This window comes from Massilia sp. 01N410, from assembly GCF_056399665.1.
Window position 1 is genome coordinate 1 of the sequence record NZ_JBFTRV010000009.1, and the last position, 20,887, is coordinate 20,887.

Consider the following 20,887-nt stretch of genomic DNA (forward strand, 5'->3'; position numbering starts at 1 on the left):
GCAGCAATAACGAGTGCGACCATGATGTTCCCTTATATTCTTTAGATGACTTTGGCTTCGGTACGCAGCTTCGACACCAGGGTCGCCACGTCCGGCACGGTGATGCCGGCCGAGCGCTTGGCCGGCTCCGACACTTTCAGGGTCTTCAGGCGCGGGSTCACGTCCACACCCAGGTCTTCCGGCTTGATGGTCTCGAGCGGCTTCTTCTTCGCCTTCATGATGTTCGGCAGCGTCACGTAGCGCGGCTCGTTCAGGCGCAGGTCGGTGGTGACGATGGCCGGCAGGCTCAGGGCCACGGTTTCCAGGCCGCCGTCGACTTCGCGGGTCACGGTCACCTTGCCGTCTTCCAGCACGACTTTCGAGGCGAAGGTCGCCTGCGGCCAGCCCAGCAGSGCRGCCAGCATCTGGCCGGTCTGGTTCGAATCGTCGTCGATCGCYTGCTTGCCCAGGATGATCAGCTGCGGCTGTTCCTTGTCGGCCAGCGCCTTCAGCACTTTCGCCACGCCCAGCGGCTCGATCTCGGCACCGGTCTCGACCAGGATGCCGCGGTCGGCGCCGATCGCCATGCCGGTGCGCAGGGTTTCCTGGGCCTGGGTCACGCCGCAGGTCACGGCCACGATCTCGGTGACCTTGCCGGCTTCCTTCAGGCGGGTCGCTTCTTCCAGGGCGATCTCGTCGAACGGGTTCATCGACATTTTGACGTTGGCGATATCGACACCGCTGCCGTCGGACTTGACGCGGACCTTGACGTTGTAGTCGACCACGCGTTTGACGGGTACCAGGACTTTCATTGCCGGCCTGCGGATGCGGCAGGTCCAGCTTCATCTTGCGGTGCTTGACCTGCGGATGCTCAAAGGTCTGGGCGATGTCGTTGATCGGCCCGGCAGGCACGCCGGCGGCTTCCAGCGGCGCGACCCATTCGGCCGTGGTGCGGCCCAGTAGCACTTCTTCCAGCATCGGCACCAGGGTCTCGCGGTTGCGCACCCGGTTGTTGTTCGTCGCGAAGCGTTCATCGGCGGCGAATTGCGGGCAGCCGGCGATCGCGCAGAACTTGGCGAACTGGCGATCGTTCCCGACCGCGAGCACCATGTGGCCGTCGCGGGTGCGGAACACCTGGTAGGGCACGATGTTCGCATGCGCATTGCCCTGGCGCTTGGGCACCTTGCCGGACACCAGGTAGTTCATGTTCATGTTCGCCATCGCGGCCACCTGCACGTCCAGCAGGGCCATGTCGATATACTGGCCTTCGCCGGTCTTGTGGCGGTGTTCCAGCGCGGCCAGGATGGCGACGCTGGAGTACATGCCGGTCATCAGGTCGGAAAAGGCCACGCCCAGTTTCTGCGGGCCGCCGCCCGGCAGGTCGTCGCGCTCGCCGGTGATGCTCATGAGGCCGCCCATGCCCTGGACGATGAAGTCGTAGCCGGCAAAGGCCGACATCGGACCGTCCTGGCCGAAGCCGGTCACCGAGCAGTAGACCAGGCGCGGATTCAATTCCTTCAAATCCTCGTAGGACAGGCCGTAGCGCGCCATGTCGCCGACCTTGTAGTTCTCGATGAAGACATCGCTTTCCATCGCCAGCTTGCGCACGATGGCCTGGCCCTCCGGCGTCGAGATGTCGAGGGTGACCGACTTCTTGCCGCGGTTGGTGGACAGGAAGTAGGCGGATTCTCGGGTGTCCTGGCCGTCCTGGTCCTTCAGGTAGGGCGGGCCCCAGGCGCGGGTATCGTCGCCGCTGCCGGGCCTTTCGATCTTGATCACCTCGGCGCCGAGGTCGGCCAGCATCTGGCAGGCCCAGGGGCCGGCGAGGACGCGCGTCAGGTCGAGGACGCGGATGTGTGACAGTGCTCCAGACATGCTGCTCTCCAGTCAGACGCGTTCGATGACGACTGCCAGGCCCTGGCCGACGCCGATGCACAGGCTGACGACGGCGTAGCGGCCGTTGCGGCGCTGCAGTTCTCGCGCCGCGCTCAGGGCCAGGCGGGCGCCGGACGCGCCGAGCGGGTGCCCGATCGCGATCGCGCCGCCGTTCGGATTCACGCGCGGGTCGTCGAAGGACACATCCAGCATCTTGAGGCAGCCGAGCACCTGGGTGGCAAACGCTTCGTTGATCTCGATGACGTCCATGTCGGCCAGGGTCAGGCCGGCGCGCGCCAATGCTTTCGGAATGGCGTAGGCCGGGCCGAGGCCCATCACGCGCGGCTCGACCCCGGCGGCGGCGCCGGCCAGGATGCGCGCGACCGGCTTGGCGCCGGCCTTGTCGCCGGCCGCGCGGCTGCCGATGAGCAGGGCGGCGGCGCCGTCGTTCAGGCTGGAGGCGTTGCCGGCGGTGACCACGCCGCCTTCCTGCAGCACTTTCAGCTTCGCCAGGGACTCCACGGTCGATTCCGGACGCGGCTGCTCATCGGCGGCCACGATCCGCGGCGGCGTCTTTTTCCCGGTCGGGACCTCCACCGGCATGATCTCGCCGGCGAAGAAGCCGTCGGCCAGCGCCGCGGCATAGCGGGACTGGGAGAGGGCGGCGAAGCGGTCGCTGTCCTCGCGGCTCAGTCCGAGGTCCTCGGCCACGTTGTCGGCCGTTTCGGGCATGGTGTCGCCGCCGAACTCCTTGGTGATGCGCGGGTTCGGGAAGCGCGCGCCGAGGGCCGAGTCGAAGACCTTGAATTCACGCCCGAAGGCGGACTCGCTCTTGGCGACCACGAAGGGCGCGCGGCTCATGCTCTCGACACCGCCGGCCACATACAGCTCGCCTTCGCCGCTGGTGATGGCGCGTGCGGCGTCGAGCACGGCCGCCAGGCCGCTGGAGCACAGGCGGTTGACGGTCTGGCCGGGCACCGTATGCGGCAGGCCGGACAGCAGTACCGCGTGGCGCGCGATGTTGCGGCTGTCCTCGCCGGCCTGGCCGGCGCAGCCGAGGATCACGTCCTCTACCTGTGCCGGATCGAAGGGCGAATCGTCGACCAGCTTGCGGATGACGGAAGCGGCCAGGTCGTCGGGACGGACCGGGGCCAGGGCGCCGGCGAGGCGGCCGAACGGGGTGCGCAGGCCGGAGTAGATGTAAGCGTCGAGCATGATATTCCTTGATTGATCAGTTTTCCGGGGTGAGCAGCGAGACGCCCAGCAGGGCGCGGCGCTTCAGCCACGGACTCGGGCGATAGCGGGGATCGCGGTAGAAGTCGAACAGGCCGTCCAGGATGCGCAGCACGGTGGCGGCGCCGAGCGCATCGCCGAGCGCCAGCGGTCCTTTCGGGTAGCCGAGGCCGAGGGTCACCGCCTTGTCGATGTCTTCCGGGCTGGCGATGCCTTGCTGGGCGATGTCGGCGCCGATGTTGACGATGGTGGCGAGCACGCGCTGGCACACCAGGCCGGCGCTGTCGCGGATCCTTGATACCGGCGTACCGTCGGCGGCGAACAGCGCGTGGGCGGTATCGCGGAAGGCGTCATCGGTCAGCGGCGTGGTCATCAGGGTACGGCGGCCGGAAATGAACAGTGGATCGAGCGCCACGGTGCGGGCCGGATCCAGGCGCGCGGCCACGGCCAGGCTGGTCGCGTCCTGGCCCACCGGCAGCACCAGGCACAGGGAGTCCCCGGCCGGACGCTCGCCGCGGTCGCGCGTCGCCCCCAGCGCGTCCAGCAGGCGGTCGACCGCGGGCCAGGCGTCCGCATCGGCGGCGCTCAGCCAGACCGGCACGTCGCTGCGAGAAGGAACCGGAACGGCCGCAGCGTCCTGCTTCTGGCCGTCCTGGTAAACATAGAAGCCGCGGCCGCTCTTGCGGCCCAGCAGTCCGGCCGCCAGGCGCTGGCGTGCGATCGGCGAGGGGCGGAAGCGCGGCTCCTGGTAGTACTGGGCGTGGATCGATTCCATCACCGGCTGCGAGACGTCCAGTCCGGTCAGGTCCAGCAGCTCGAAAGGACCCATGCGGAAGCCCGCGGCCTCGCGCAGGATGCGGTCGAGTTCCGGATGCGCGGCGATGTTCTCGCCCAGGATGCGCAGCGACTCGGTCAGGTAGCCGCGGCCCGCATGGTTGACGATGAAACCGGGCGTGTCGCTGGCGCGCACCGGCGTATGGCCCATGCGGCGGGCGATCGCGGTCAGGCGCTCGGGCACGCCGGCATCGGTCAGCGGTCCGGCGATCACCTCGACGATCTTCATCAGCGGCACGGGGCTGAAGAAGTGGAAGCCGGCGACCCGGCCCGGCGCCTTGCACACGGCGGCGATGGACGTCACCGACAGCGAGGAGGTATTGGTGGCGAGGATGCAGCCGGCCGAGACCACGGCTTCGAGCTGGCCGAACAGCTCCTGCTTGGCGTCGAGCTTCTCGACGATGGCCTCGACCACCGCGGTGCAGGGCGCCAGGTCGTCGAGCGACGCGGCCACCGACAGGCGGGCGCCGGCGTCCTGTGCGGCCTGGGCGGAGATCTTGCCCTTGTCGGCCAGCTTCCGCAGGGTGGCCGCGATGGCGTCGCGCGCTTCCTCGGCCGCGCCCGGACGGGCGTCGTGCAGGATGACGGCCATGCCGCCCTGGACGGCGATCTGGGCGATGCCGCGGCCCATCAGGCCGCAGCCGACGATGCCGATCACTTCGAGGTTTTGTTCAGTGCTGCTCATGCTTTATTGTCCCGTGTAGGAAGGTTTGCGTTTCTCGAAGAAGGCGCGCATGCCTTCCTTCTGGTCCTGGCTGGCGAACAGCAGGTGGAAGGCCTTCCGCTCCAGCATCAGCGCGGCCTCGAGCGAGGCGTCCTGGCCGGCCAGCAGCACTTCCTTGATCTGGCTGGCGGCCAGCGGCGGCATCGCGGCGATGGTGCGCGCCAGTTCCAGCGCGCGTTCCTGCACTTTCGCATCCTCGACCACTTCGCTGGCCAGGCCGCAGGCGAAGGCTTCGCGGCCCGAGATCGGCGCGCCGGTCAGCAGCATCTTCATCGCCTGGAACTTGCCGATCGCACGGGTCAGGCGCTGGGTGCCGCCGGCCCCCGGCATGATGCCGACCTTGATTTCCGGCTGGGCGAAGGAGGCGTTCTCGCCCGCCACGATGATGTCCGCATGCATGGCCAGCTCGCAGCCGCCGCCCCAGGCATAGCCGTTGACGGCGGCGATCACCGGCTTCGGGCAGCCGGCGATGGCCTGCCACAGGCGCTGGACCTGGCGCAGGTGCATGTCGATAGGCGTGGCCTCGGCGATGTCGCGCAGGTCGGCGCCCGCCGCGAACACCTGGTCGCCGCCGGTCAGGACGATGCAGCGGATTTCCGGATCCTGGCCGAGGGCAGTGAAGTGCTCGGCCAGCTGCATGCGCACGCTCTGGTTGAGCGCATTGCGGACGTCGGGACGGTGGATGCGCAGGCAGGCGATGCCAGGTTCCGGGTGGGAAAGGATGAGGTCGTTCATCGAGGTCTCGCTTGTTACCGCGGGTCCGCACAGCGAACCGCGGGTTCGAAAAATGAAGATGCGACCCAGAATATGGAAAAATTCTCAGCTTGTAAAGCCTGAATCCACGCCCTGTATCAGAAAAATCTATCGTCGACATGCGTGGTTCGCATAGCGGACCGTGGGTTTGAAAATGCTTGACATCACGAGAATTGATATGACAGGATGAATTAAGAACCGGCGCCGGCAGCCGGCAAAACGACAAGGGAGACAGGGCATGCACATGGTGGATGAAGGCAACGACATCGAGCAGTTCGATGACAAGGAAGAGGGCAAGGACCGGCAGTTCGTCACCGCCCTGGCCCGCGGCCTGGAACTGCTGCGCTGCTTCGGCGCCAGGGAGCGCGAACTCGGCCTGACCGAGCTGGCGCGCCGCACGGCGATCCCGAAACCCACCGTGGCGCGCCTGGCCGGCACCCTCGCCAAGCTCGGCTACCTTGAACACATGGAAGCCGAAGGCCGCTACCGGCTCGGCGCCGGCGTGCTGGCGCTGGGTTACAGCATGCTGGCGCGGCTCGACGTGCGCGACGTCGCCCGCCCCATGATGCGCGAACTGGCCGAGCGCGCGCAGGCTTCGGTATCGATCGCCGTGCGCGACCGCCTGTCGATGGTGTACGTCGAGTCGATCCGCAGCAGCGCCTCGATCACCCTGCAGCGCGGCGTCGGCACGCGGCTGTCGCTGACCACCAGCGCCCTCGGGCGCGGCTACCTGGTCGGCCTGCCGGCGTCCGAGCGCGCCGCGCTGCTGGAACAGGTGCGCGAGCGCGCCGGCGACGACTGGGCGCGCCAGCAGGCCGGCGTCGAACAGGCGCTGCGCGACTATGCGGAATTCGGCTTCTGCATGTCGCTGGGCGAGTGGGACAAGGACGTCTACGGCGTCGGCGTGCCGTTCCGGGCCCCGGACGGCACCATGATGGCCTTCAACTGCGGCAAGCCCGCTTTCAAGTGCAGCCGCGAATACCTGCAGCACGAGCTCGGACCAGCCCTGGTCGAGCTGGTGCGCAAGGTCGGCGGCTCGATGGGACAAACTACGAACTGATTTGGAAAGAAGATGATACGCGACCAGGAAACCATGACTGTGCTGCTCGATACCCTGTCCCGCTTCGTGCGGGAGCGGCTGGTGCCGGCAGAGAATGAAGTAGCGGAGACCGACCAGATCCCGCCCGACGTCGTCGACGACATGCGCGAGCTGGGCCTGTTTGGCCTGTGCATTCCCGAGGAATACGGCGGTCTTGGCCTGACGATGGAAGAGGAAGTGCTGGCTGCGTTCGAGATCGCGAAGACCTCGCCGGCCTTCCGTTCCCTGGTCGGCACCAACAACGGCATCGGCTCCCAGGGCCTGATCGTCGACGGCACCGAAGAGCAGAAGCGCGACTACCTGCCGCGCCTGGCCTCGGGCGAGCTGATCGCCTCGTTCGCGCTGACCGAACCGGGTTCCGGCTCGGACGCCGCCTCGCTGCGCACGACGGCCGTCCGCGACGGCGACTTCTACGTCATCAACGGCACCAAGCGCTTCATCACGAACGCGCCGGAAGCCGGCATCTTCACGGTGATGGCGCGCACCAACCCCGAGATCAAGGGCGCGGGCGGCATCTCGGCCTTCATCGTAGAGAAAGGCACGCCGGGCGTCTTCATCGGCAAGACGGACAAGAAGATGGGGCAGAAGGGCGCGCACACCGCCGACGTCATCTTCGAGAACTGCCGCGTCCCGGCCGCCAACCTGATCGGCGGTAAAGAAGGCGTGGGCTTCAAGACCGCCATGAAGGTGCTCGACAAAGGCCGCCTGCACATCGCCGCGATCTGCGTCGGCGTGGCCGAGCGCATGCTGGACGATGCCCTGCGCTATGCGGTCGAGCGCCAGCAGTTCGGCAAGGCGATCGCCGACTTCCAGCTGATCCAGGCCATGCTGGCCGACAGCAAGGCCGAGGTCTACGCGGCCCGTTCGATGGTGCTGGATGCCGCGCGCCGCCGCGACAACAAGGAAGACATTTCGACCGAAGCCGCCTGCTGCAAGATGTTCGCGTCCGAGATGTGCGGCCGCGTGGCCGACCGCGCGGTGCAGATCCACGGCGGCGCCGGCTACGTGTCGGAGTACGCGATCGAGCGCTTCTACCGCGACGTGCGCCTGTTCCGCATCTACGAGGGCACCACCCAGATCCAGCAGCTCGTCATCGCGCGCAACATGATCCGCGCCGTGCAGCCATAAGCAAGCAAGACAGCAAGACAATTGGAGGAGACATGGAAGTAGCAGCAAACCGCGCGGTGATTGCCGCGGCAAACAAAAACACATGGAAGATCGTCTTTGTCTTCGCCTTCCTGGCGCTGATGATCGACGGCGCCGACCTGATGTTCCTGTCCTATAGCCTGGGCAGCCTGACCAAGGAGTTCGGCCTGACCAAGGTGCAGGCGGGCACGCTCGGCACGGTCACGCTGGTGGGCATGGCCCTCGGCGGCATCTTCGGCGGCTGGGCCGCGGACCGCTTCGGCCGGGTGCGCACGGTCGTCTGGACGATCATGCTGTTCTCGGTGGGTACCGCGGTGCTCGGCGCCACCCACAACTTCGAACAGTTCGCACTGTTCCGCTTCATCGCCTCGGTCGGACTGGGCGCCGTCTACGTGGTGTCGAACACCCTGATGGCGGAGTACGTGCCGACCGAGCGCCGTACCACGGTGCTGGGCAGCCTGCAGGCCGGCTGGTCGGTCGGTTACGTGGTGGCGACCCTGCTGGCCAGCTGGATCCTGCCGACCTATGGCTGGCGCTGGCTGTTCTACATCGCCATCATCCCGGTGGTGCTGGCCGTGCTGATGCGGCGCGTGGTGCCGGAACCGGCCGCCTGGATCGCCTCGCGCCAGAAGCTGGCCGCGGACAAGGCAGCCGGCACGCGCACCGGCGGCAAGCCGGCCGGCGCGATGAAGCTGATCTTCTCGAACCCGGCCCACCGCCGCATGTTCATCCTGTGGTCGCTGGCCGCCGGCTTCCTGCAGTTCGGCTACTACGGCGTCAACAACTGGATGCCGACCTACCTGGAAAAAGAACTGCACATGAACTTCAAGGCGATGACCGGCTATATGGTCGGCACCTACGTCGCCATGATCCTCGGGAAGATCGTCGCCGGCTGGCTGGCCGACCGCTTCGGCCGCCGCGCGATCTTCGCCTTCGGCGCCCTCGGCACCGCCGTGTTCCTGCCGCTGATCGTGTTGTACAACACGCCGGACAACATCGTCTACCTGCTGACCATCTTCGGCTTCCTGTACGGGATTCCGTATGGCGTGAACGCGACCTACATGACCGAGAGCTTCGAGACCACCATCCGCGGTTCGGCCGTCGGCGGCGCCTACAACGTCGGCCGCGTCGGCGCGGCGATCGCACCTGCCTGCATCGGCTACCTGGCCACCAACGGCTCGATCGGCCTCGGCTTCCTGGTGATGGGCGTGGCCTACTTCCTGTGCGGGATCGTGCCGGCGCTGTTCATCAAGGAAAAGCTGTACGACCCGCAGCAGTAATAAACCAGCCGGATACCATCATGACCATATCGCTTTCCGCCGCCGATTTCCAGCCGACCGAGATGTACTTCCTGCTGCGCGACTCCGTCGTGCCGCGCCCGATCGCCTGGGTGTCGACGGTGTCGGCCGAGGGCGTGCCGAACATCGCGCCCTTCAGCTTCTTCAACGTGGTGTCGCCGTCGCCGCCGGTGCTGGGCTTCAGCTGCGGTCCGCGCGGCGACAACCACGCCGGCGAATGGGTGCCGAAGGACACCTATGCGAACATCGTGGCCACCCGCGAGTTCGTGGTGAACATCGTGCCCGAACAGCTGATGGACGAGATGGTCAAGACCGCCGCCGACCTCGCGCCCGGCGACAGCGAGTTCCGCTACGCCGGCCTGGCGGAGGCGCCCAGCAGCATCGTGAAGGCGCCGCGCGTGGCCCGCGCCCCGGTCGCCTACGAGTGCAAGCTGCACGACATCCTCGACATGGGCGCCAACAAGTGGATCATGGGAAGCGTGCAGCACGTGCACATCGACGAGGCCGTGTACACCGGCCGCAAGGGCGAGCAGGATCATCGCATCGACCTGCTGGAGCAGACCGGCACGCGGCCGGTCGGACGCCTGGGCCGCGCCTACTACGTGCGGCTGCGCGAACTGGAGGCCCGCCTGCGCAGGGACGGGCCGAACAACTGAGCCTGGCTTATACCGGCATCGGCCGGTTGTTGTTCAGGTCGAGGAAGCCACGGATGATGCGGTAGGCCATCCAGAGCCAGGCCGCCGCACCGACCAGCCAGGCCAGCGGAATCCCGATGATGGTGATCGCCAGCACGAAGGCGACCGCCATCGCCACCACGTACCACCAGAACGAGCGGATCATCCAGGTGTGGTGGGAATAGACGATGGTGCCGGCCGTGTCCGGACGCCTGATGTAATTCACGATCAGGACGATGATGTTCAGCAGCCCCAGCGAAAAGAAGAAGGTCGCGGCATGGGCGAGATACAGGATGCGGGCGAACTGCTTTGCATCCTCGATACCGCGTTCGTAGACGAGTTCCTGGGACATGGCGTCCTCCTGTGTTGAGTTGGTGACGTCGTAAAGCCGACGATAGCCGATCGCGCGCTCAGGCGGCGCGCGCCCGGGATTGTACCCAAGAAATAATACTGACGGCATCCATCGCCCCGGCCTGGCGTGCGATCTCCTGGCCGCCCTGGAACAGCGCGATGGTGGGGATGCTGCGGATGCCGTAGCGCCCCGCCAGGTCCTGCGAGGCCTCGGTATCCACCTTCAACAGGCGCACCCGCGGCTCCAGCCGGCCGGCGGCCTGGGCATAGGCCGGCGCCATCATGCGGCAGGGCCCGCACCAGGCGGCCCAGAAATCGACCAGCACCGGAATGTCGTTGCGGCTGATGTGGCGCGTGAAGCGCTCGCTGTTCACGTCCAGCGGTTTGCCTTCGAACAGCGCTTTCGTGCATTTGCCGCAGACGGGTTGGTCGGCGAGGCGCTCGCTGGCGACGCGGTTGACGGCGTCGCAATGCGGACAGACGATGTGCAAGGGCTCGGTCATTGGGTTTCTCCTGCGAAGTCGATATGCGATTGTTCATATTGTAATGCCGGCCGTGCGACGCGTGCCCGCACTCCCGGAATAGAATCTGCCCATGAGCGAAACCCCAGCCCCCACCTCCGCTGGCGGCGCGTGCCTGATCGGCTGCGCTGGCTGGAGTCTCCACAAGGATGTGGCGCCCGACTTCCCCGAAGAAGGCAGCCACCTCGAGCGCTATGCGGCCGTCTTTCCCGCCGTCGAGATCAACTCCTCCTTCTACCGCCCGCATCAGCCGCAAACCTACGCCCGCTGGGCCGACAGCGTGCCGCCGGACTTTCGTTTTTCCGTCAAGCTGCCGAAGTCGATCAGCCACGAAGCCCGCCTGCGCGACGCCGACGAGCTGCTCGACCGCTTTGCCGGCGAGGTCAACCACCTGGGCGCGAAACTCGGCTGTATATTGATCCAGCTGCCGCCGAAGGGCGTGTTCGACGAAGAGGCGGCGCGCGACTTCCTGCCGCGCCTGCGCGAAAGGGTCGGCTGCATGCTGGCGCTCGAAGCCCGCCATCCGACCTGGTTTTCGGACGCCGCCACCGACGTCCTGCGCGAACACGGGGTGACCCGCGTGATGGCCGATCCGCCCGCCGGCCAGCCCGGACCGCATGTGCCGACCACGGAGGCCGGCTATATCCGCCTGCACGGCACGCCCAAGGTGTATTACTCGAGCTATCCGCCCGAATTCCTGCGCGAAGTCGAGCGGCGGATCGCGCTGCTTACCGCCAGTGGCGCCCACTGCTGGTGCATCTTCGATAACACGGCGGCCTTCGCGGCGGTGCCGAACGCCCTCGAGGTGCTGCGCGCGCTGAAGCCTGTGATGAGCAAGTGAGCACCATGGTCTGCGCCACCTTCCGCTTCTACGGCGAGTTGAACGACTTCCTGCCGCGCGAGCGCAAGGGGCGCGAGATCACCACCCCATGCGCGCGCATGGCCACCACCAAGCACATGATCGAAGCCCTCGGCGTGCCGCACACCGAGGTCGAGCTGGTGCTGGTGAATGGCGACTGCGCCGGTCTCGATCTGCTGCTGGAAGAGGGCGACCGCGTCGCCGTCTACCCGCACTTCACGCGCTTCGACGTCAGCGACCTGAGGCCGGCGCCGTCGCTGCCGCCGGGGCGGATTTGCTTCGTGGCCGACGCCCACCTCGGCGGACTCGCGCGCCTCTTGCGAATGGCCGGGTTCGACACCATCTACGACAACAGCCTGAGCGGCGACCAGGTCGAGGCGCTGGCGGCGGACCAGGAACGCGTGGTGCTGACGCGCGACCGCGCACTGCTCAAGCGCCGCGGCATAGACTTTGGCTGCTATGTGCGCGCCCAGCGGCCGGAGGCCCAGCTGCACGACCTGTTCGAACACTTCGGCCTGGCCGAGCGTGCCCGCCCGTTCACGCGCTGCCTGCATGACAACGCGCCGCTGCGCAGCGTCGCCAAGGCCGAGGTCCTGGACCGCCTGCCGCCCCAGGTCGCGGCGGTCCAGGACGAATTCAATACCTGCGACCTGTGCGGGCGGGTCTACTGGAAGGGCTCGCACTGGCAGCGCATGAGCGCCGTCCTGGCGCGTGCCGCACAATGAATGAACCCGACCGTGATGTACACTATGACGATCCTTTGCCGACCAGCGTGAGAGCATGTTGCAACAGGTAAGCTTCCCAATTCGCAGCGAATGTCCGCCAGGCGCCTGCGTCTGCGAGCGCGAGCGCCTGCTCGTCGAGCCCGACGCCGACCTGCGGCCCCTGCGCCTGACGCGCATGGAGGAGCAGAAGCTGATCGGCCGGATCGAGAACATCTCGAGCTACGAGGAGCTCAAGCGCCTGCAGGAGAAGATCCGCGCCAACCTCGGCGTCGAGCTGAAGATCGTGCCGGGCCCGAACGAGGTGCGCACCCTGCGCGGCATCGTCATCCTGCTGGAAGACCGGCCGGGCCTGTGCAAGAAGGTCAGGCAGTCGATTCCGGCGGCGATCCGCAAGGTGCTCGACCGCCATCCCGAAATCACCTGGGCCATCCTCGATTCACACGACCTGTTCGGCATGTAGCGCCAGCGCGTCGAATTCGATGAGCTGCGCGCCCAGCGCGCGGGCGAATTCCTGGTCGTGGGTCGAGACCAGCACCACCGCATCCTTGCTCTTCGCCGCCAGCAGCGCGATCAGCAGGGCGCGCGCATTCGCATCCAGGCCGTTCGACGGCTCGTCGAACAGCAGCACCGCCGGCTCGCCGATCCAGGCCGCGGCGATCATCAGCTTCTTCTGCGTGCCGAGCGACATATCGCCGCAGCGGGTGTCCAGGTGGCGCGCCAGACCGAAGCGCTCGACGATGTCCAGCACCGCCGCCGATACCTCGCAAGCCTTGGCCCAGGCGACGAAGGCCAGCAGTTCGCGGCCCGTCATGAAGGGATAGACGGGGCACTCGTCCGGCGCATACGCCAGGCGGGCCTTGGCGGCGGCCGGTTCGGCCTGCAGGTCGAGGCCGTCGATCCAGACCGTGCCGCCGTCGGGCTCTTCGATCCCGGCCAGCACCCGCAGCAAGGTCGACTTGCCGATGCCGTTCGGCCCGCGCAGCGCGTGCACACCGGGGGCGAAGCCGCGGCTCAGGTCCCGCAGGATCTGGCGGGAGCCGTAGGATTTGCATATCCCTTCGAAACGCAGCATTTTTTCTCCTAGGTCAGGCAGGCGATCGTCGCCGCGCACCAGCCGCCGGTGAGCAGGGTAGCGAGGACCACGGCGTGGCGCTCGCTGAGCACGGCCGGCGCGCGCAGGGCACACAGCAGCAGCGAGTACGCGGCCACGCCCGCCAGCGCGCGCTGAGCCGGTACGCCGGCAGCCACCGCCAGCGCCGCCAGGCCGGCCAGGAATGGCAGGGCGAAGGCGAGGACGGCGGCAAGATCGAAGCGCCGGTGCCAGTGTCGCGTCAGCGGCAATGCACCGGTAAAGCCGATGCCGGCGCGGTGCCCCAACTGCAGGCCGCGGAACATGCCGCCGGCCGTCAACGCGACCAGGGCCTGGGCGATCAGGACGGTTGCAAAGCTGCGGCCGTCGCCATCGAACAGCAGCACCAGGCCGAGCGCGGCGCCGGCGATTGTGGCCGCGACCAGCGCCTTGGTCATGGTCTCGTTGCGGCGTTCGCGAACCAGGATGACGAGCGAGACCTGGAGCGCCGGTCCATGACGCCCGGCCAGCATGCGCAGCAACGCGGCCGGCCAGGCCGGCATGGGAATCTCCATCTGCGGGAGCCGGCGGCGCGGACGGCGCCACGGCCCGAAAACGAGGGCGAAGGCGGCAATGGCGCCCACCAGCAGCGCGGCCACCGCCAGGAAGGGTGTACCCTGGCTGGCGGCCAGCAGCAGCGCGCCCGCAGCCATGCCGGCCCATGCTGCAAGTCGCCGTTCGAGCACGGCCAATTGCGCGGCCAGCGCCAGCAGGACCACGTCGATGAGCATGAGCTGGCGCGCCGCCGCGGCACCGTGCGCGGCAACGACGACCAGGGCGGCGCCGGCGATCGCCAGCAGCGGGGTATCGGCCAGCACCAGCACGGCGAGGTCGACCCGGCGCCGCTGGCGGGGCGAGAATGGCAGGGAAGCCGCGTAGGCCATGAAGGCGCCGCCTTCGATCTGCCTGCGCTGCATGCCCGCCCAGGCCGCGCAGGCGAGCAGCAGGACCATCAGGTAGGCGAAGCGCCAGGCGATGCCGTGCCCCGGGGCCAGCAGGCCGAGCAGGGGGCGCCCGAACATCGCCATATTGTCCATCGGCGTGGTGCCGGCCGCCGAGGCCACACCGACGATCAGCACCAGGGCCTGCCAGCGCCGCAGCAGCAGGCGCGCCGTACTGACGGCGTACCAGCGCAGGCGAAGACGGAGCAGGCGAGCGGCAATGATGGCAGTGTCCCGAAAGAGTTGTCGGTCGATTATGGCCTATACTCGAAGGAAACGCCATCAGCCAGGAGTCGCCATGAAGATCGTCATTGCCCCGGATTCGTTCAAGGAAAGCCTGTCGGCGCTGCAGGTGGCCGAGGCCATCGAGGCCGGCCTGCGCGAGGTGTTCGCGGACGCCGAGATCGTCAAGCTGCCGGTGGCCGACGGCGGCGAGGGCACGGTACAGGCGATGATCGACGCCACCGGCGGCCACCGCGTCGAGCTGAGGGCCACCGGGCCGCTGGGCGAGCAGGTCGGGGCCTTCTATGGCATGGCTTCGTCACCGGACGGCGGCGCGCCGCTGGCCGTGATCGAGATGGCCGCCGCCAGCGGGCTCGAACTGGTGCCATCGGAACGCCGCGATCCCTTGCGCGCGACCAGCCGCGGCACCGGAGAACTGATCCTGCACGCCCTGGATGCCGGCGTGCGCCGCTTCGTGCTCGGCGTCGGCGGTAGTGCGACCAACGATGGCGGGGCCGGGATGCTGCAGGCCCTCGGCGTGCGCCTGCTCGATGCCGGCGGCGCGGAGATCGGTCCGGGGGGCGCCGAACTGGCGCGGCTGGACCGTATCGACGTTTCAAGGCTGGACCCGCGCGTGAAGGACAGCCAATTCCATATCGCCTGCGACGTCAGCAATCCGTTGACCGGGCCGAACGGCGCGTCGGCCATCTTTGGGCCGCAGAAGGGCGCGACGCCGGAGATGGTCGCTCGACTGGATGCCAGCCTGGCGAACTATGGCCGCCTCATCGCGCGCGACCTCGGCCAGGACGTGGCCGACATGCCGGGCGCCGGGGCCGGCGGCGGCATCGGCGCGGCGATGGTGGTCTTCCTGGGCGGCCGCCTGCGGCCCGGCATCGAGATCATCGCCGAGGCGGTCGGGCTGGAGCAGGCCGTGCGCGACGCCGATCTCGTGATCACGGGAGAAGGGCGGATCGACGGCCAGAGCGTCAGCGGCAAGACGCCGGTCGGGGTGGCGCGGGTGGCCAAGCGCTTCGGCACGCCGGTGATCGCGATCGGCGGCGGCCTGGCGCGGGATGCGTCGGCCGTGCACGCGCACGGCATCGATGCGGTGTTCGCGGCGGTGTGCCGGCCGTGCACCGTGCAGGAGGCGCTGGCCGAGGCGCGCGAGAACCTGCGTTCGGCGGCGCGCAATGTGGCGCAGGCGCTGCGGATGGGCGCGGCGCTGGAGTCAGGCCGAGGCTGAGCGCCGCATCGCCAGCACCCGCTGGCCCGACGCCAGGTAGCGGGCCAGGCGCTCGGACAGGAAGGGCGGCAGCGCATCCTCCGGCGCGGGTTCGAAGCCGGCCTCGCCGTAGAATCCCGTCAGGTGCTCGTAGGGCAGGCACCAGGCCGTGCCGCGGTCCAGCCAGGGAATACAGCGGGCCAGCAGCGCGCGGCCGATGCCCTGGCGCTGGAATGACTGCGCCACCTGCATGCCGCGCAGGACGATGTCGCCGTGCTCCTCGCACAAGCGAACGGCGCCGGCCAGGCGGCCGTCCAGGTCTGCGGCGAACGTCAGGTCGGCTGCCGACACGCCGCCGCCATATCCTGCGGCCTCGTAGAAACCGGCAATCCTGGCGAGTTTGCCGGGCTGTACGACAGCGATTTCAAGCATGGGTTTCCTCAGGCGCTGACCGGCAGAGGGCCGCCGCGGCGCAGCCACCCAGCAGCGCGCCCAGCACGTGCGCCTGCCAGGCCACGGCCACGCCCGCCGGCAGGTCGGTGAATGCAGCCATGTTCGCGCAGGCTTCCCACAGCGTCTTGCTGGCCAGCGCAAGCGCGGCACAGGCGAGCACGGGCCGGCTGTCCGGGTAGCGGTCCCAGGCCGGCACGCCGCCCAGCACCGCGGTCAGCACGGCCAGGCCGGAGGCGCCGCGGTACTCGTGCATCCCCGGTACGAAGATCAACAGGCCGAGCGACAGCAGCAAGGCGCCGCTACCTAGCACAAGGGCATAGCGCCGCGAGCCGATCAACGCTTCGGTCAGCGCACCCAGCGTGAGCAGCGCCAGCACATCGGCGCCCGCATGCGAGGCCGAGAAATGCACGAGGTGGCCGCTCCACAGGCGCCACAGCTCGCCGTGCAGGATGGCGGCGCGCTCCCAGGCGAGTCCGGACGCTGCCTGCTCGCCGGCGCAGGCCAGCAGCAGGCAGATGCCGGCCAGCGCTAACGAGACGGGCGCAGTCTTAAGCACGGCGGCGCACGATCCAGCAAGCCGCGCCGGCGAGCAGCAGGGCCGCCGTCCAGCCGAATCCGCCGGCGCCGCGTCCGCCGCGGTATCCCTCGCCGCGCTCGACCTGGATGCCCGGATCGGATTTCGCCCGTTCCTTGAAACTCGCCAGCTGCATCTGCAGCGCCGGAATCATCCGCTCGACCGCCTGCGCGTAACCGTCCGACTGCGCACCGCGGACCTCCCTGCTGTAGCCGGCCAGGGTCGACGACCCCTTCACCTGACTCATGCCTGGCGCGCGGAACAGCAGCTTGCGGCTGCGGACATCGAACACGGCGGCATCCACCATGGTCTGCACGTCGTACTGGTCGCCTTTGATCAGATAGGCGCCGACCACGGTCCAGTACAGCACCGCCATCCGGTTGGTGTCGTTGAAGCGGATCTGGTCATACGACACCAGCGCGATCACGTCGACGTTGAACATCCGCGCCACCTGGTCGAGGTTGTCGAAGCCGCCGCGCGGGCGCAGGTAGGCGCTCGGGATGACCTCGATGCTGCCGATGTAGTCATACTCCGAGAACGAGGCCTTGACCTTCTCGAGCAGCTGCATCTGCTCGGCGTCCTGCGGCGCGGCGCGTCCGCCGCCCGGCACGAAGGCGATGCCGACACGCACCGGCAGGCGCAGCCTGGTGACGGTCGGCTCCATCTTCGGCGCCTCTTTCGCGTTCGGATACAGGTAGTCGACGATGCTGCCGGCCTGGCGCTCGCCAGTGTGCTGGAACATCGATGCGCAGCCGCCCAGCGCGAGCAGGGCGAGGGCGCAAAGGAGGGTCTTGAAGCGGTTCATGCATGCCTTTCAGTGGTGGCCGGTAGACGGCGGACCGGGGCATGATGACATTTTGAACTGGACGATCAACTGATGAATCCGAAGCGTCGATAATCGACGCCGGCGGTATCGTCTTGCGCTACCGAGACCGGCGTTGCTCAGCTACGCTGTCGATTGCGAGTGCCGTCCGGGTGCTGCTCGTGCGGCGCCAACAGATGAAGGTAGCAACGCGTTTGGATTGTCTGACACGCTGAACGCTGCACCTGGCGCCCCACCTGTCCTTTCGGCGACTAATGGCGGACCTGCAGACCTCGACGATAGCCGTATCGCCGAGCGTCGTTACCTGCGTATCCGAAACGGCGCTTGCGAACGAACCGAAGAGGAACCACTTGCTGGGCACGTGGACCCTCACGAAAGTACCCGATTCGTCGGAAATCTCATCGATCGGTGATGCGGAAGTGGCAGCTCGTATCGGTAAAAAGCTGGTCATCGCGCCAAACAACATCACGGTGGCGGGGAAAAGCTGCCGCAAACCGCCGAAGTTCGCCCGACACTACGAAGACGCGGCGAAGTACGTTTGAAAGACGGCGCACGCGCCGGTCGATCGTCTCGGCATTCCGACTGTCGTAGGGGCAGTCGATCTGGCGTGCACCGAAGCCCTCATCAAGGGATAGAACCATTTCGTGATCTATTGGCAGGGCTTCATCTTCGACGCGGTGAAGACAGAGTAAACCGCCCGACAGCTGGCCCGAGCTCGGGGGAGGCACGGGCCAGTAGCGTCCTCAATGCGCCTGCCCGCCCCCCAAATAAGCCGCCACCACCTTCGGATCGTTTTTCAAATCCGCCGCCGGCCCGTGCACGGCAATGGTGCCGTTCTCCAGCACATAGCCATAATCGGCCACGTTCAAGGCCGCCTGCGCGAACTGCTCCACCAGCAGCATGGTCACGCCCTCGGATTTCAGCCGCGCGATGATGCGGAAGACCTCGTCGACCAGGATGGGCGCCAGGCCCATCGAGGGTTCGTCGAGCAGCACGACATCCGGATTCAGCATCACGGCGCGCGCCATCGCCAGCATCTGCTGCTCGCCGCCGGACAGGGTGCCGGCCAGCTGGAGGCGGCGCTCCTTCAGGCGCGGAAACAGTTCGAGCGCGCGTTCGAGGTCGTGCTGGACGTCGCCTTTCGGGCGCGCGCGCGTGAAGCGCGGGAAGGCGCCCAGCAGCAGGTTGTCGGTGACGCTCATGGTGGCGAACACGCGCCGGCCCTCCGGCGAGTGGGCCAGGCCGGCGCGCGCGATGCGGTGCGAGTCGAGGCCGGTGATGTCGCGGCCGTCGAGCTGCACGCTGCCGCTCTTCGGTTTGATCATGCCGGAGATGGCGCGCATGGTGGTGGTCTTGCCGGCGCCGTTGCTGCCGATGAGGGTCACCAGCTGGCCCTTCGGGACCTCGAGGGAGATCCCGTGCAGGACGTCGACCTTGCCGTAGGCGGCGTGCAGATTCTGGATCGATAGCATCTTGGCTTGTCCTCTCAATGTGCGGCGGCTTGCGGCGGCGCTTCGGCGGCGCCGCCCAGGTAGGCCTCGATGACCTTCGGATCGGACTGCACCATGCCGGGCGTGCCCTCGGCGATCTTCTGGCCGAAGTCGAGCACGGTGACGGTATCCGAGATCGACATCACGACATCCATGTGGTGCTCGATCAGCACGATGGTGATGCCGTGGTCGCGGATCTTGCGGATGATCGCCATCAGCTCGCGGATGTCGGGCGCGGTCAGGCCGGCCGCCGGTTCGTCCAGCAGCAGCAGGCGCGGATCCAGCGCCAGCGCGCGGCCGATCTCCAGCAGGCGCTGCTTGCCGTAAGGGAGGTTGCGCGCTTCTTCCATCGCCAGGTCGGCCAGGCCGATGAATTCGAGGATGGCCGCCGCGCGCACGCGGGCCGCCGCTTCCTCACGCTTGTAGCGCGGGGTGGACAGCATGGCGTCACCCACCGTCGAACGGAAGCTGTGGTGCAGGCCGACCAGCACGTTCTCGGTGGCGGTCATCTCGCCGAACAGCTGCACGTTCTGGAAGGTGCGGGCGATGCCGCCCAGCGCGATCTGCGACGGCGTGCGGCCGGTGATGGCGTGGCCGGCGAATACGACGCCGCCTGCGGTCGGTTTGTAGATGCCGGTCAGGACGTTCATCATCGTGCTCTTGCCCGAGCCGTTCGGTCCGATCAGGCCGTGCACCGAGCCGCGCGCCACGTTCAGGTCGACCTGGTTCAGCGCCTTCAGTCCGCCGAACTGCATCAGCACCTGCTCCACGCGCAGCAGCTCGCCGCCCTCGGCGCCGGCTTCGGCACGCGCACCGGATGCCTTCATGCCGGCGAACGGATCGGCCTCGCCGGCGCCCTGGACCGCGGCGACGTGGACGCGGCCGCGTCCGAACAGGCTCTTGAAGAAGCCGACGATGCCGTCCTGCAGGTAGTAGACGACGAACAGGGTCATCAGGCCGAAGATGGTGAGGCGCCAGTCGACCATGCTGTCCAGCCTGTAGGCGAAGACGGCCATCGCGATCGTCCCCACCACCGGCACCGCGGCGCGCGCTACGGTGGTGCGGCGCTTGGCCAGCATCAGCGCGGCGATGACGACGGCGGCGACGGCGGCCGAGATCGCGATCTTGCGGAACACCTCGATGTCGGACAGGAGGCTGGGCAGCATGACCACGATGGTGGCACCGATCAGCGAGCCGAGGCGGCTCTTGCGGCCGCCCATGATCACGGCCAGCAGGAACAGGATGGTCAGCTCGAAGTTGTAGCTGTTCGGCGAGATGTACTGCTCCGAATAGGCGTACAGGCTGCCGGCCAGGCCCGCGAAGCCGGCGCTGATCACGAAGGCATAGACCTTGTAGCGGTACACCGACACGCCCATGCAGTCCGAGGCGATGGGGCTGTCGCGCAGGGCTTCGAAGGCGCGCCCGATGTGGGAGCGCAGCAGTCGGTGCACCAGTAGCAGGGACAGGAACATGAAGCCGGCCACCGCGTAGTAGTACTGGACCTCGGTCAGTTCCGTGCCCATCACGGTGGGCTTCTGCAGCTGGATGCCGAGCGGGCCTTCGGTCAGGAAGGTCATCTCGTTGATCAGGATTTGCACGATGGTGCCGAAGGCCAGCGTCACCATCGCCAGGTAGGGGCCGGTCACGCGCAGGGCAGGCAGGGCAAGGATCACGCCGAACAGGGCGCAGCCGATCACGCTGGCGGGCAGGGTCGCGTACCAGGGCATGGCCAGTTTCAGCACCAGCACCCCGGTGATGTAGGAGCCGATGCCGAACAGGCCGGCGTGGCCCAGCGAGACCTGGCCGGTGTAGCCGACCACGATGTCCAGGCCGTACAGCAGAATGGCGTAGATCAGGATGGTCTCGGCAAGGTGGATGTAGTAGGGATTCGCGAACAGCAGCGGATAGGCCGCGACCAGGACGATGCCCAGCGCGACGGCGGCGGCGAGTTTTTTGTTCATG

21 protein-coding genes and 2 pseudogenes are annotated in these 20,887 nt (G+C 67.7%); 9 read left to right on the forward strand and 14 right to left on the reverse strand.

The genetic code is table 11. From position 1 onward, the window contains the following. Positions 1-41 precede the first annotated feature (41 nt). The 5 genes and pseudogenes from AC1DOP_RS13750 to AC1DOP_RS13770 all read right to left on the reverse strand — a co-directional run bounded on the left by AC1DOP_RS13750 (position 42) and on the right by AC1DOP_RS13770 (position 5,380). A complete protein-coding gene (locus AC1DOP_RS13750) occupies positions 42-791 on the reverse strand; it encodes an electron transfer flavoprotein subunit beta/FixA family protein (RefSeq protein ID WP_477251737.1) in 750 nt (249 codons plus the stop codon). Between the two features lies 1 nt (position 792). After that, a pseudogene (locus AC1DOP_RS13755) lies at positions 793-1,854 on the reverse strand (CaiB/BaiF CoA transferase family protein); the annotation flags it as partial. 12 nt (positions 1,855-1,866) lie between these two features. Next, the gene (locus AC1DOP_RS13760; RefSeq protein WP_442121974.1) at positions 1,867-3,069 is read right to left on the reverse strand and encodes a 3-oxoadipyl-CoA thiolase; all 1,203 of its coding nucleotides are present in this window, start codon (positions 3,067-3,069) and stop codon (positions 1,867-1,869) included. A gap of 16 nt (positions 3,070-3,085) precedes the next feature. Then, positions 3,086-4,606: a 3-hydroxyacyl-CoA dehydrogenase gene (locus AC1DOP_RS13765; protein ID WP_442121975.1), complete on the reverse strand. Its 1,521-nt coding sequence runs from the start codon at positions 4,604-4,606 to the stop codon at positions 3,086-3,088. A gap of 3 nt (positions 4,607-4,609) precedes the next feature. Next, the gene (locus tag AC1DOP_RS13770) at positions 4,610-5,380 is read right to left on the reverse strand and encodes an enoyl-CoA hydratase (RefSeq protein WP_442121976.1); all 771 of its coding nucleotides are present in this window, start codon (positions 5,378-5,380) and stop codon (positions 4,610-4,612) included. 256 nt (positions 5,381-5,636) lie between these two features. Between AC1DOP_RS13770 and AC1DOP_RS13775 the strand changes: the two genes are divergently transcribed. Genes AC1DOP_RS13775 through AC1DOP_RS13790 form a run of 4 tightly spaced genes read left to right on the forward strand, consistent with a single transcriptional unit; the run spans position 5,637 to position 9,597 of the window. Further along, positions 5,637-6,458, forward strand: coding sequence for an IclR family transcriptional regulator (locus AC1DOP_RS13775; protein ID WP_442121977.1), 822 nt, complete (start codon positions 5,637-5,639; stop codon positions 6,456-6,458). Positions 6,459-6,470: 12 nt separating this feature from the next. Next, positions 6,471-7,625: an acyl-CoA dehydrogenase family protein gene (locus tag AC1DOP_RS13780; protein ID WP_442121978.1), complete on the forward strand. Its 1,155-nt coding sequence runs from the start codon at positions 6,471-6,473 to the stop codon at positions 7,623-7,625. Between the two features lie 32 nt (positions 7,626-7,657). Next, positions 7,658-8,923, forward strand: a complete 1,266-nt coding sequence (locus AC1DOP_RS13785; RefSeq protein WP_442121979.1) for an MFS transporter — start codon at positions 7,658-7,660, stop codon at positions 8,921-8,923. Between the two features lie 20 nt (positions 8,924-8,943). Continuing rightward, on the forward strand, positions 8,944-9,597 hold the full coding sequence (locus AC1DOP_RS13790) for a flavin reductase family protein (protein ID WP_442121980.1): 654 nt from the start codon (positions 8,944-8,946) through the stop codon (positions 9,595-9,597). 7 nt (positions 9,598-9,604) lie between these two features. Here AC1DOP_RS13790 and AC1DOP_RS13795 read toward each other — a convergent pair whose 3' ends face one another. Together AC1DOP_RS13795 and trxC are read right to left on the reverse strand one after the other, a co-directional pair. Further along, positions 9,605-9,967, reverse strand: coding sequence for a DUF4870 family protein (locus AC1DOP_RS13795; RefSeq protein ID WP_442121981.1), 363 nt, complete (start codon positions 9,965-9,967; stop codon positions 9,605-9,607). A gap of 58 nt (positions 9,968-10,025) precedes the next feature. Further along, positions 10,026-10,469, reverse strand: coding sequence for a thioredoxin TrxC (gene trxC / locus AC1DOP_RS13800; protein ID WP_477251741.1), 444 nt, complete (start codon positions 10,467-10,469; stop codon positions 10,026-10,028). A 91-nt stretch (positions 10,470-10,560) separates the two neighbouring features. On the opposite strand from trxC, the gene AC1DOP_RS13805 reads away from it, so the two are divergent. The 3 genes from AC1DOP_RS13805 to AC1DOP_RS13815 are packed head-to-tail and all read left to right on the forward strand — an operon-like array spanning position 10,561 to position 12,531. Beyond that, a complete protein-coding gene (locus tag AC1DOP_RS13805; protein ID WP_477251743.1) occupies positions 10,561-11,328 on the forward strand; it encodes a DUF72 domain-containing protein in 768 nt (255 codons plus the stop codon). 5 nt (positions 11,329-11,333) lie between these two features. Next, positions 11,334-12,071 (forward strand): Mut7-C RNAse domain-containing protein, encoded by a 738-nt coding sequence (locus AC1DOP_RS13810; RefSeq protein WP_477251934.1) that lies wholly within the window; start codon positions 11,334-11,336, stop codon positions 12,069-12,071. A gap of 55 nt (positions 12,072-12,126) precedes the next feature. Then, positions 12,127-12,531 (forward strand): hypothetical protein, encoded by a 405-nt coding sequence (locus tag AC1DOP_RS13815; RefSeq protein ID WP_442121984.1) that lies wholly within the window; start codon positions 12,127-12,129, stop codon positions 12,529-12,531. Here AC1DOP_RS13815 and AC1DOP_RS13820 read toward each other — a convergent pair. Together AC1DOP_RS13820 and AC1DOP_RS13825 are read right to left on the reverse strand one after the other, a co-directional pair. Then, positions 12,508-13,053 (reverse strand): annotated as a pseudogene (locus AC1DOP_RS13820) (ATP-binding cassette domain-containing protein); the annotation flags it as partial. The gene AC1DOP_RS13815 and the pseudogene AC1DOP_RS13820 overlap by 24 nt on opposite strands. 98 nt (positions 13,054-13,151) lie before the next feature. Further along, positions 13,152-14,279, reverse strand: a complete 1,128-nt coding sequence (locus AC1DOP_RS13825) for a hypothetical protein (protein ID WP_477251745.1) — start codon at positions 14,277-14,279, stop codon at positions 13,152-13,154. A 160-nt stretch (positions 14,280-14,439) separates the two neighbouring features. Here AC1DOP_RS13825 and AC1DOP_RS13830 point away from each other — a divergent pair, with 160 nt between their 5' ends. Beyond that, the gene (locus AC1DOP_RS13830; protein WP_442121985.1) at positions 14,440-15,606 is read left to right on the forward strand and encodes a glycerate kinase; all 1,167 of its coding nucleotides are present in this window, start codon (positions 14,440-14,442) and stop codon (positions 15,604-15,606) included. On the opposite strand, the gene AC1DOP_RS13835 is transcribed toward AC1DOP_RS13830, so the two are convergent. Genes AC1DOP_RS13835 through rhlP form a run of 3 tightly spaced genes read right to left on the reverse strand, consistent with a single transcriptional unit; the run spans position 15,592 to position 17,417 of the window. Beyond that, positions 15,592-16,017: a GNAT family N-acetyltransferase gene (locus AC1DOP_RS13835; RefSeq protein WP_442121986.1), complete on the reverse strand. Its 426-nt coding sequence runs from the start codon at positions 16,015-16,017 to the stop codon at positions 15,592-15,594. The genes AC1DOP_RS13830 and AC1DOP_RS13835 overlap by 15 nt on opposite strands. Continuing rightward, positions 16,010-16,594: a rhombosortase gene (gene rrtA, locus AC1DOP_RS13840; RefSeq protein WP_442121987.1), complete on the reverse strand. Its 585-nt coding sequence runs from the start codon at positions 16,592-16,594 to the stop codon at positions 16,010-16,012. Before rrtA ends, AC1DOP_RS13835 begins: the two co-directional genes overlap by 8 nt. After that, positions 16,587-17,417, reverse strand: a complete 831-nt coding sequence (gene rhlP / locus AC1DOP_RS13845) for a rhombotarget lipoprotein (RefSeq protein ID WP_477251748.1) — start codon at positions 17,415-17,417, stop codon at positions 16,587-16,589. The genes rrtA and rhlP overlap by 8 nt, the downstream gene beginning before the upstream one ends. 272 nt (positions 17,418-17,689) lie before the next feature. Between rhlP and AC1DOP_RS13850 the strand changes: the two genes are divergently transcribed. Beyond that, entirely contained in the window at positions 17,690-17,977 is a 288-nt protein-coding gene (locus tag AC1DOP_RS13850; RefSeq protein WP_442121989.1) for a hypothetical protein, read from the forward strand. Positions 17,978-18,178: 201 nt separating this feature from the next. On the opposite strand, the gene AC1DOP_RS13855 is transcribed toward AC1DOP_RS13850, so the two are convergent. After that, positions 18,179-18,907: an ABC transporter ATP-binding protein gene (locus AC1DOP_RS13855; protein ID WP_477251750.1), complete on the reverse strand. Its 729-nt coding sequence runs from the start codon at positions 18,905-18,907 to the stop codon at positions 18,179-18,181. 14 nt (positions 18,908-18,921) lie between these two features. Then, complete coding sequence (locus AC1DOP_RS13860) at positions 18,922-20,886, reverse strand: branched-chain amino acid ABC transporter ATP-binding protein/permease (protein WP_442121991.1); 1,965 nt, start codon at positions 20,884-20,886, stop codon at positions 18,922-18,924. Position 20,887: the final 1 nt, after the last annotated feature.

What these genes read in the sequence shown, in the direction of transcription:
- AC1DOP_RS13785 (WP_442121979.1), top strand. Translation starts at nt 7,658, where the DNA reads ATGGAAGTAGCAGCAAACCGCGCGGTGATTGCCGCGGCAAACAAAAAC.
- AC1DOP_RS13760 (WP_442121974.1), bottom strand. Translation starts at nt 3,069, where the DNA reads ATGCTCGACGCTTACATCTACTCCGGCCTGCGCACCCCGTTCGGCCGC.
- AC1DOP_RS13780 (WP_442121978.1), top strand. Translation starts at nt 6,471, where the DNA reads ATGATACGCGACCAGGAAACCATGACTGTGCTGCTCGATACCCTGTCC.
- trxC (WP_477251741.1), bottom strand. Translation starts at nt 10,469, where the DNA reads ATGACCGAGCCCTTGCACATCGTCTGTCCGCATTGCGACGCCGTCAAC.
- AC1DOP_RS13790 (WP_442121980.1), top strand. Translation starts at nt 8,944, where the DNA reads ATGACCATATCGCTTTCCGCCGCCGATTTCCAGCCGACCGAGATGTAC.
- AC1DOP_RS13860 (WP_442121991.1), bottom strand. Translation starts at nt 20,886, where the DNA reads ATGAACAAAAAACTCGCCGCCGCCGTCGCGCTGGGCATCGTCCTGGTC.
- AC1DOP_RS13795 (WP_442121981.1), bottom strand. Translation starts at nt 9,967, where the DNA reads ATGTCCCAGGAACTCGTCTACGAACGCGGTATCGAGGATGCAAAGCAG.
- AC1DOP_RS13810 (WP_477251934.1), top strand. Translation starts at nt 11,334, where the DNA reads ATGGTCTGCGCCACCTTCCGCTTCTACGGCGAGTTGAACGACTTCCTG.
- AC1DOP_RS13765 (WP_442121975.1), bottom strand. Translation starts at nt 4,606, where the DNA reads ATGAGCAGCACTGAACAAAACCTCGAAGTGATCGGCATCGTCGGCTGC.
- AC1DOP_RS13850 (WP_442121989.1), top strand. Translation starts at nt 17,690, where the DNA reads ATGGCGGACCTGCAGACCTCGACGATAGCCGTATCGCCGAGCGTCGTT.
- AC1DOP_RS13855 (WP_477251750.1), bottom strand. Translation starts at nt 18,907, where the DNA reads ATGCTATCGATCCAGAATCTGCACGCCGCCTACGGCAAGGTCGACGTC.
- AC1DOP_RS13815 (WP_442121984.1), top strand. Translation starts at nt 12,127, where the DNA reads ATGTTGCAACAGGTAAGCTTCCCAATTCGCAGCGAATGTCCGCCAGGC.
- AC1DOP_RS13775 (WP_442121977.1), top strand. Translation starts at nt 5,637, where the DNA reads ATGCACATGGTGGATGAAGGCAACGACATCGAGCAGTTCGATGACAAG.
- AC1DOP_RS13805 (WP_477251743.1), top strand. Translation starts at nt 10,561, where the DNA reads ATGAGCGAAACCCCAGCCCCCACCTCCGCTGGCGGCGCGTGCCTGATC.
- AC1DOP_RS13770 (WP_442121976.1), bottom strand. Translation starts at nt 5,380, where the DNA reads ATGAACGACCTCATCCTTTCCCACCCGGAACCTGGCATCGCCTGCCTG.
- AC1DOP_RS13835 (WP_442121986.1), bottom strand. Translation starts at nt 16,017, where the DNA reads ATGCTTGAAATCGCTGTCGTACAGCCCGGCAAACTCGCCAGGATTGCC.
- rhlP (WP_477251748.1), bottom strand. Translation starts at nt 17,417, where the DNA reads ATGAACCGCTTCAAGACCCTCCTTTGCGCCCTCGCCCTGCTCGCGCTG.
- AC1DOP_RS13830 (WP_442121985.1), top strand. Translation starts at nt 14,440, where the DNA reads ATGAAGATCGTCATTGCCCCGGATTCGTTCAAGGAAAGCCTGTCGGCG.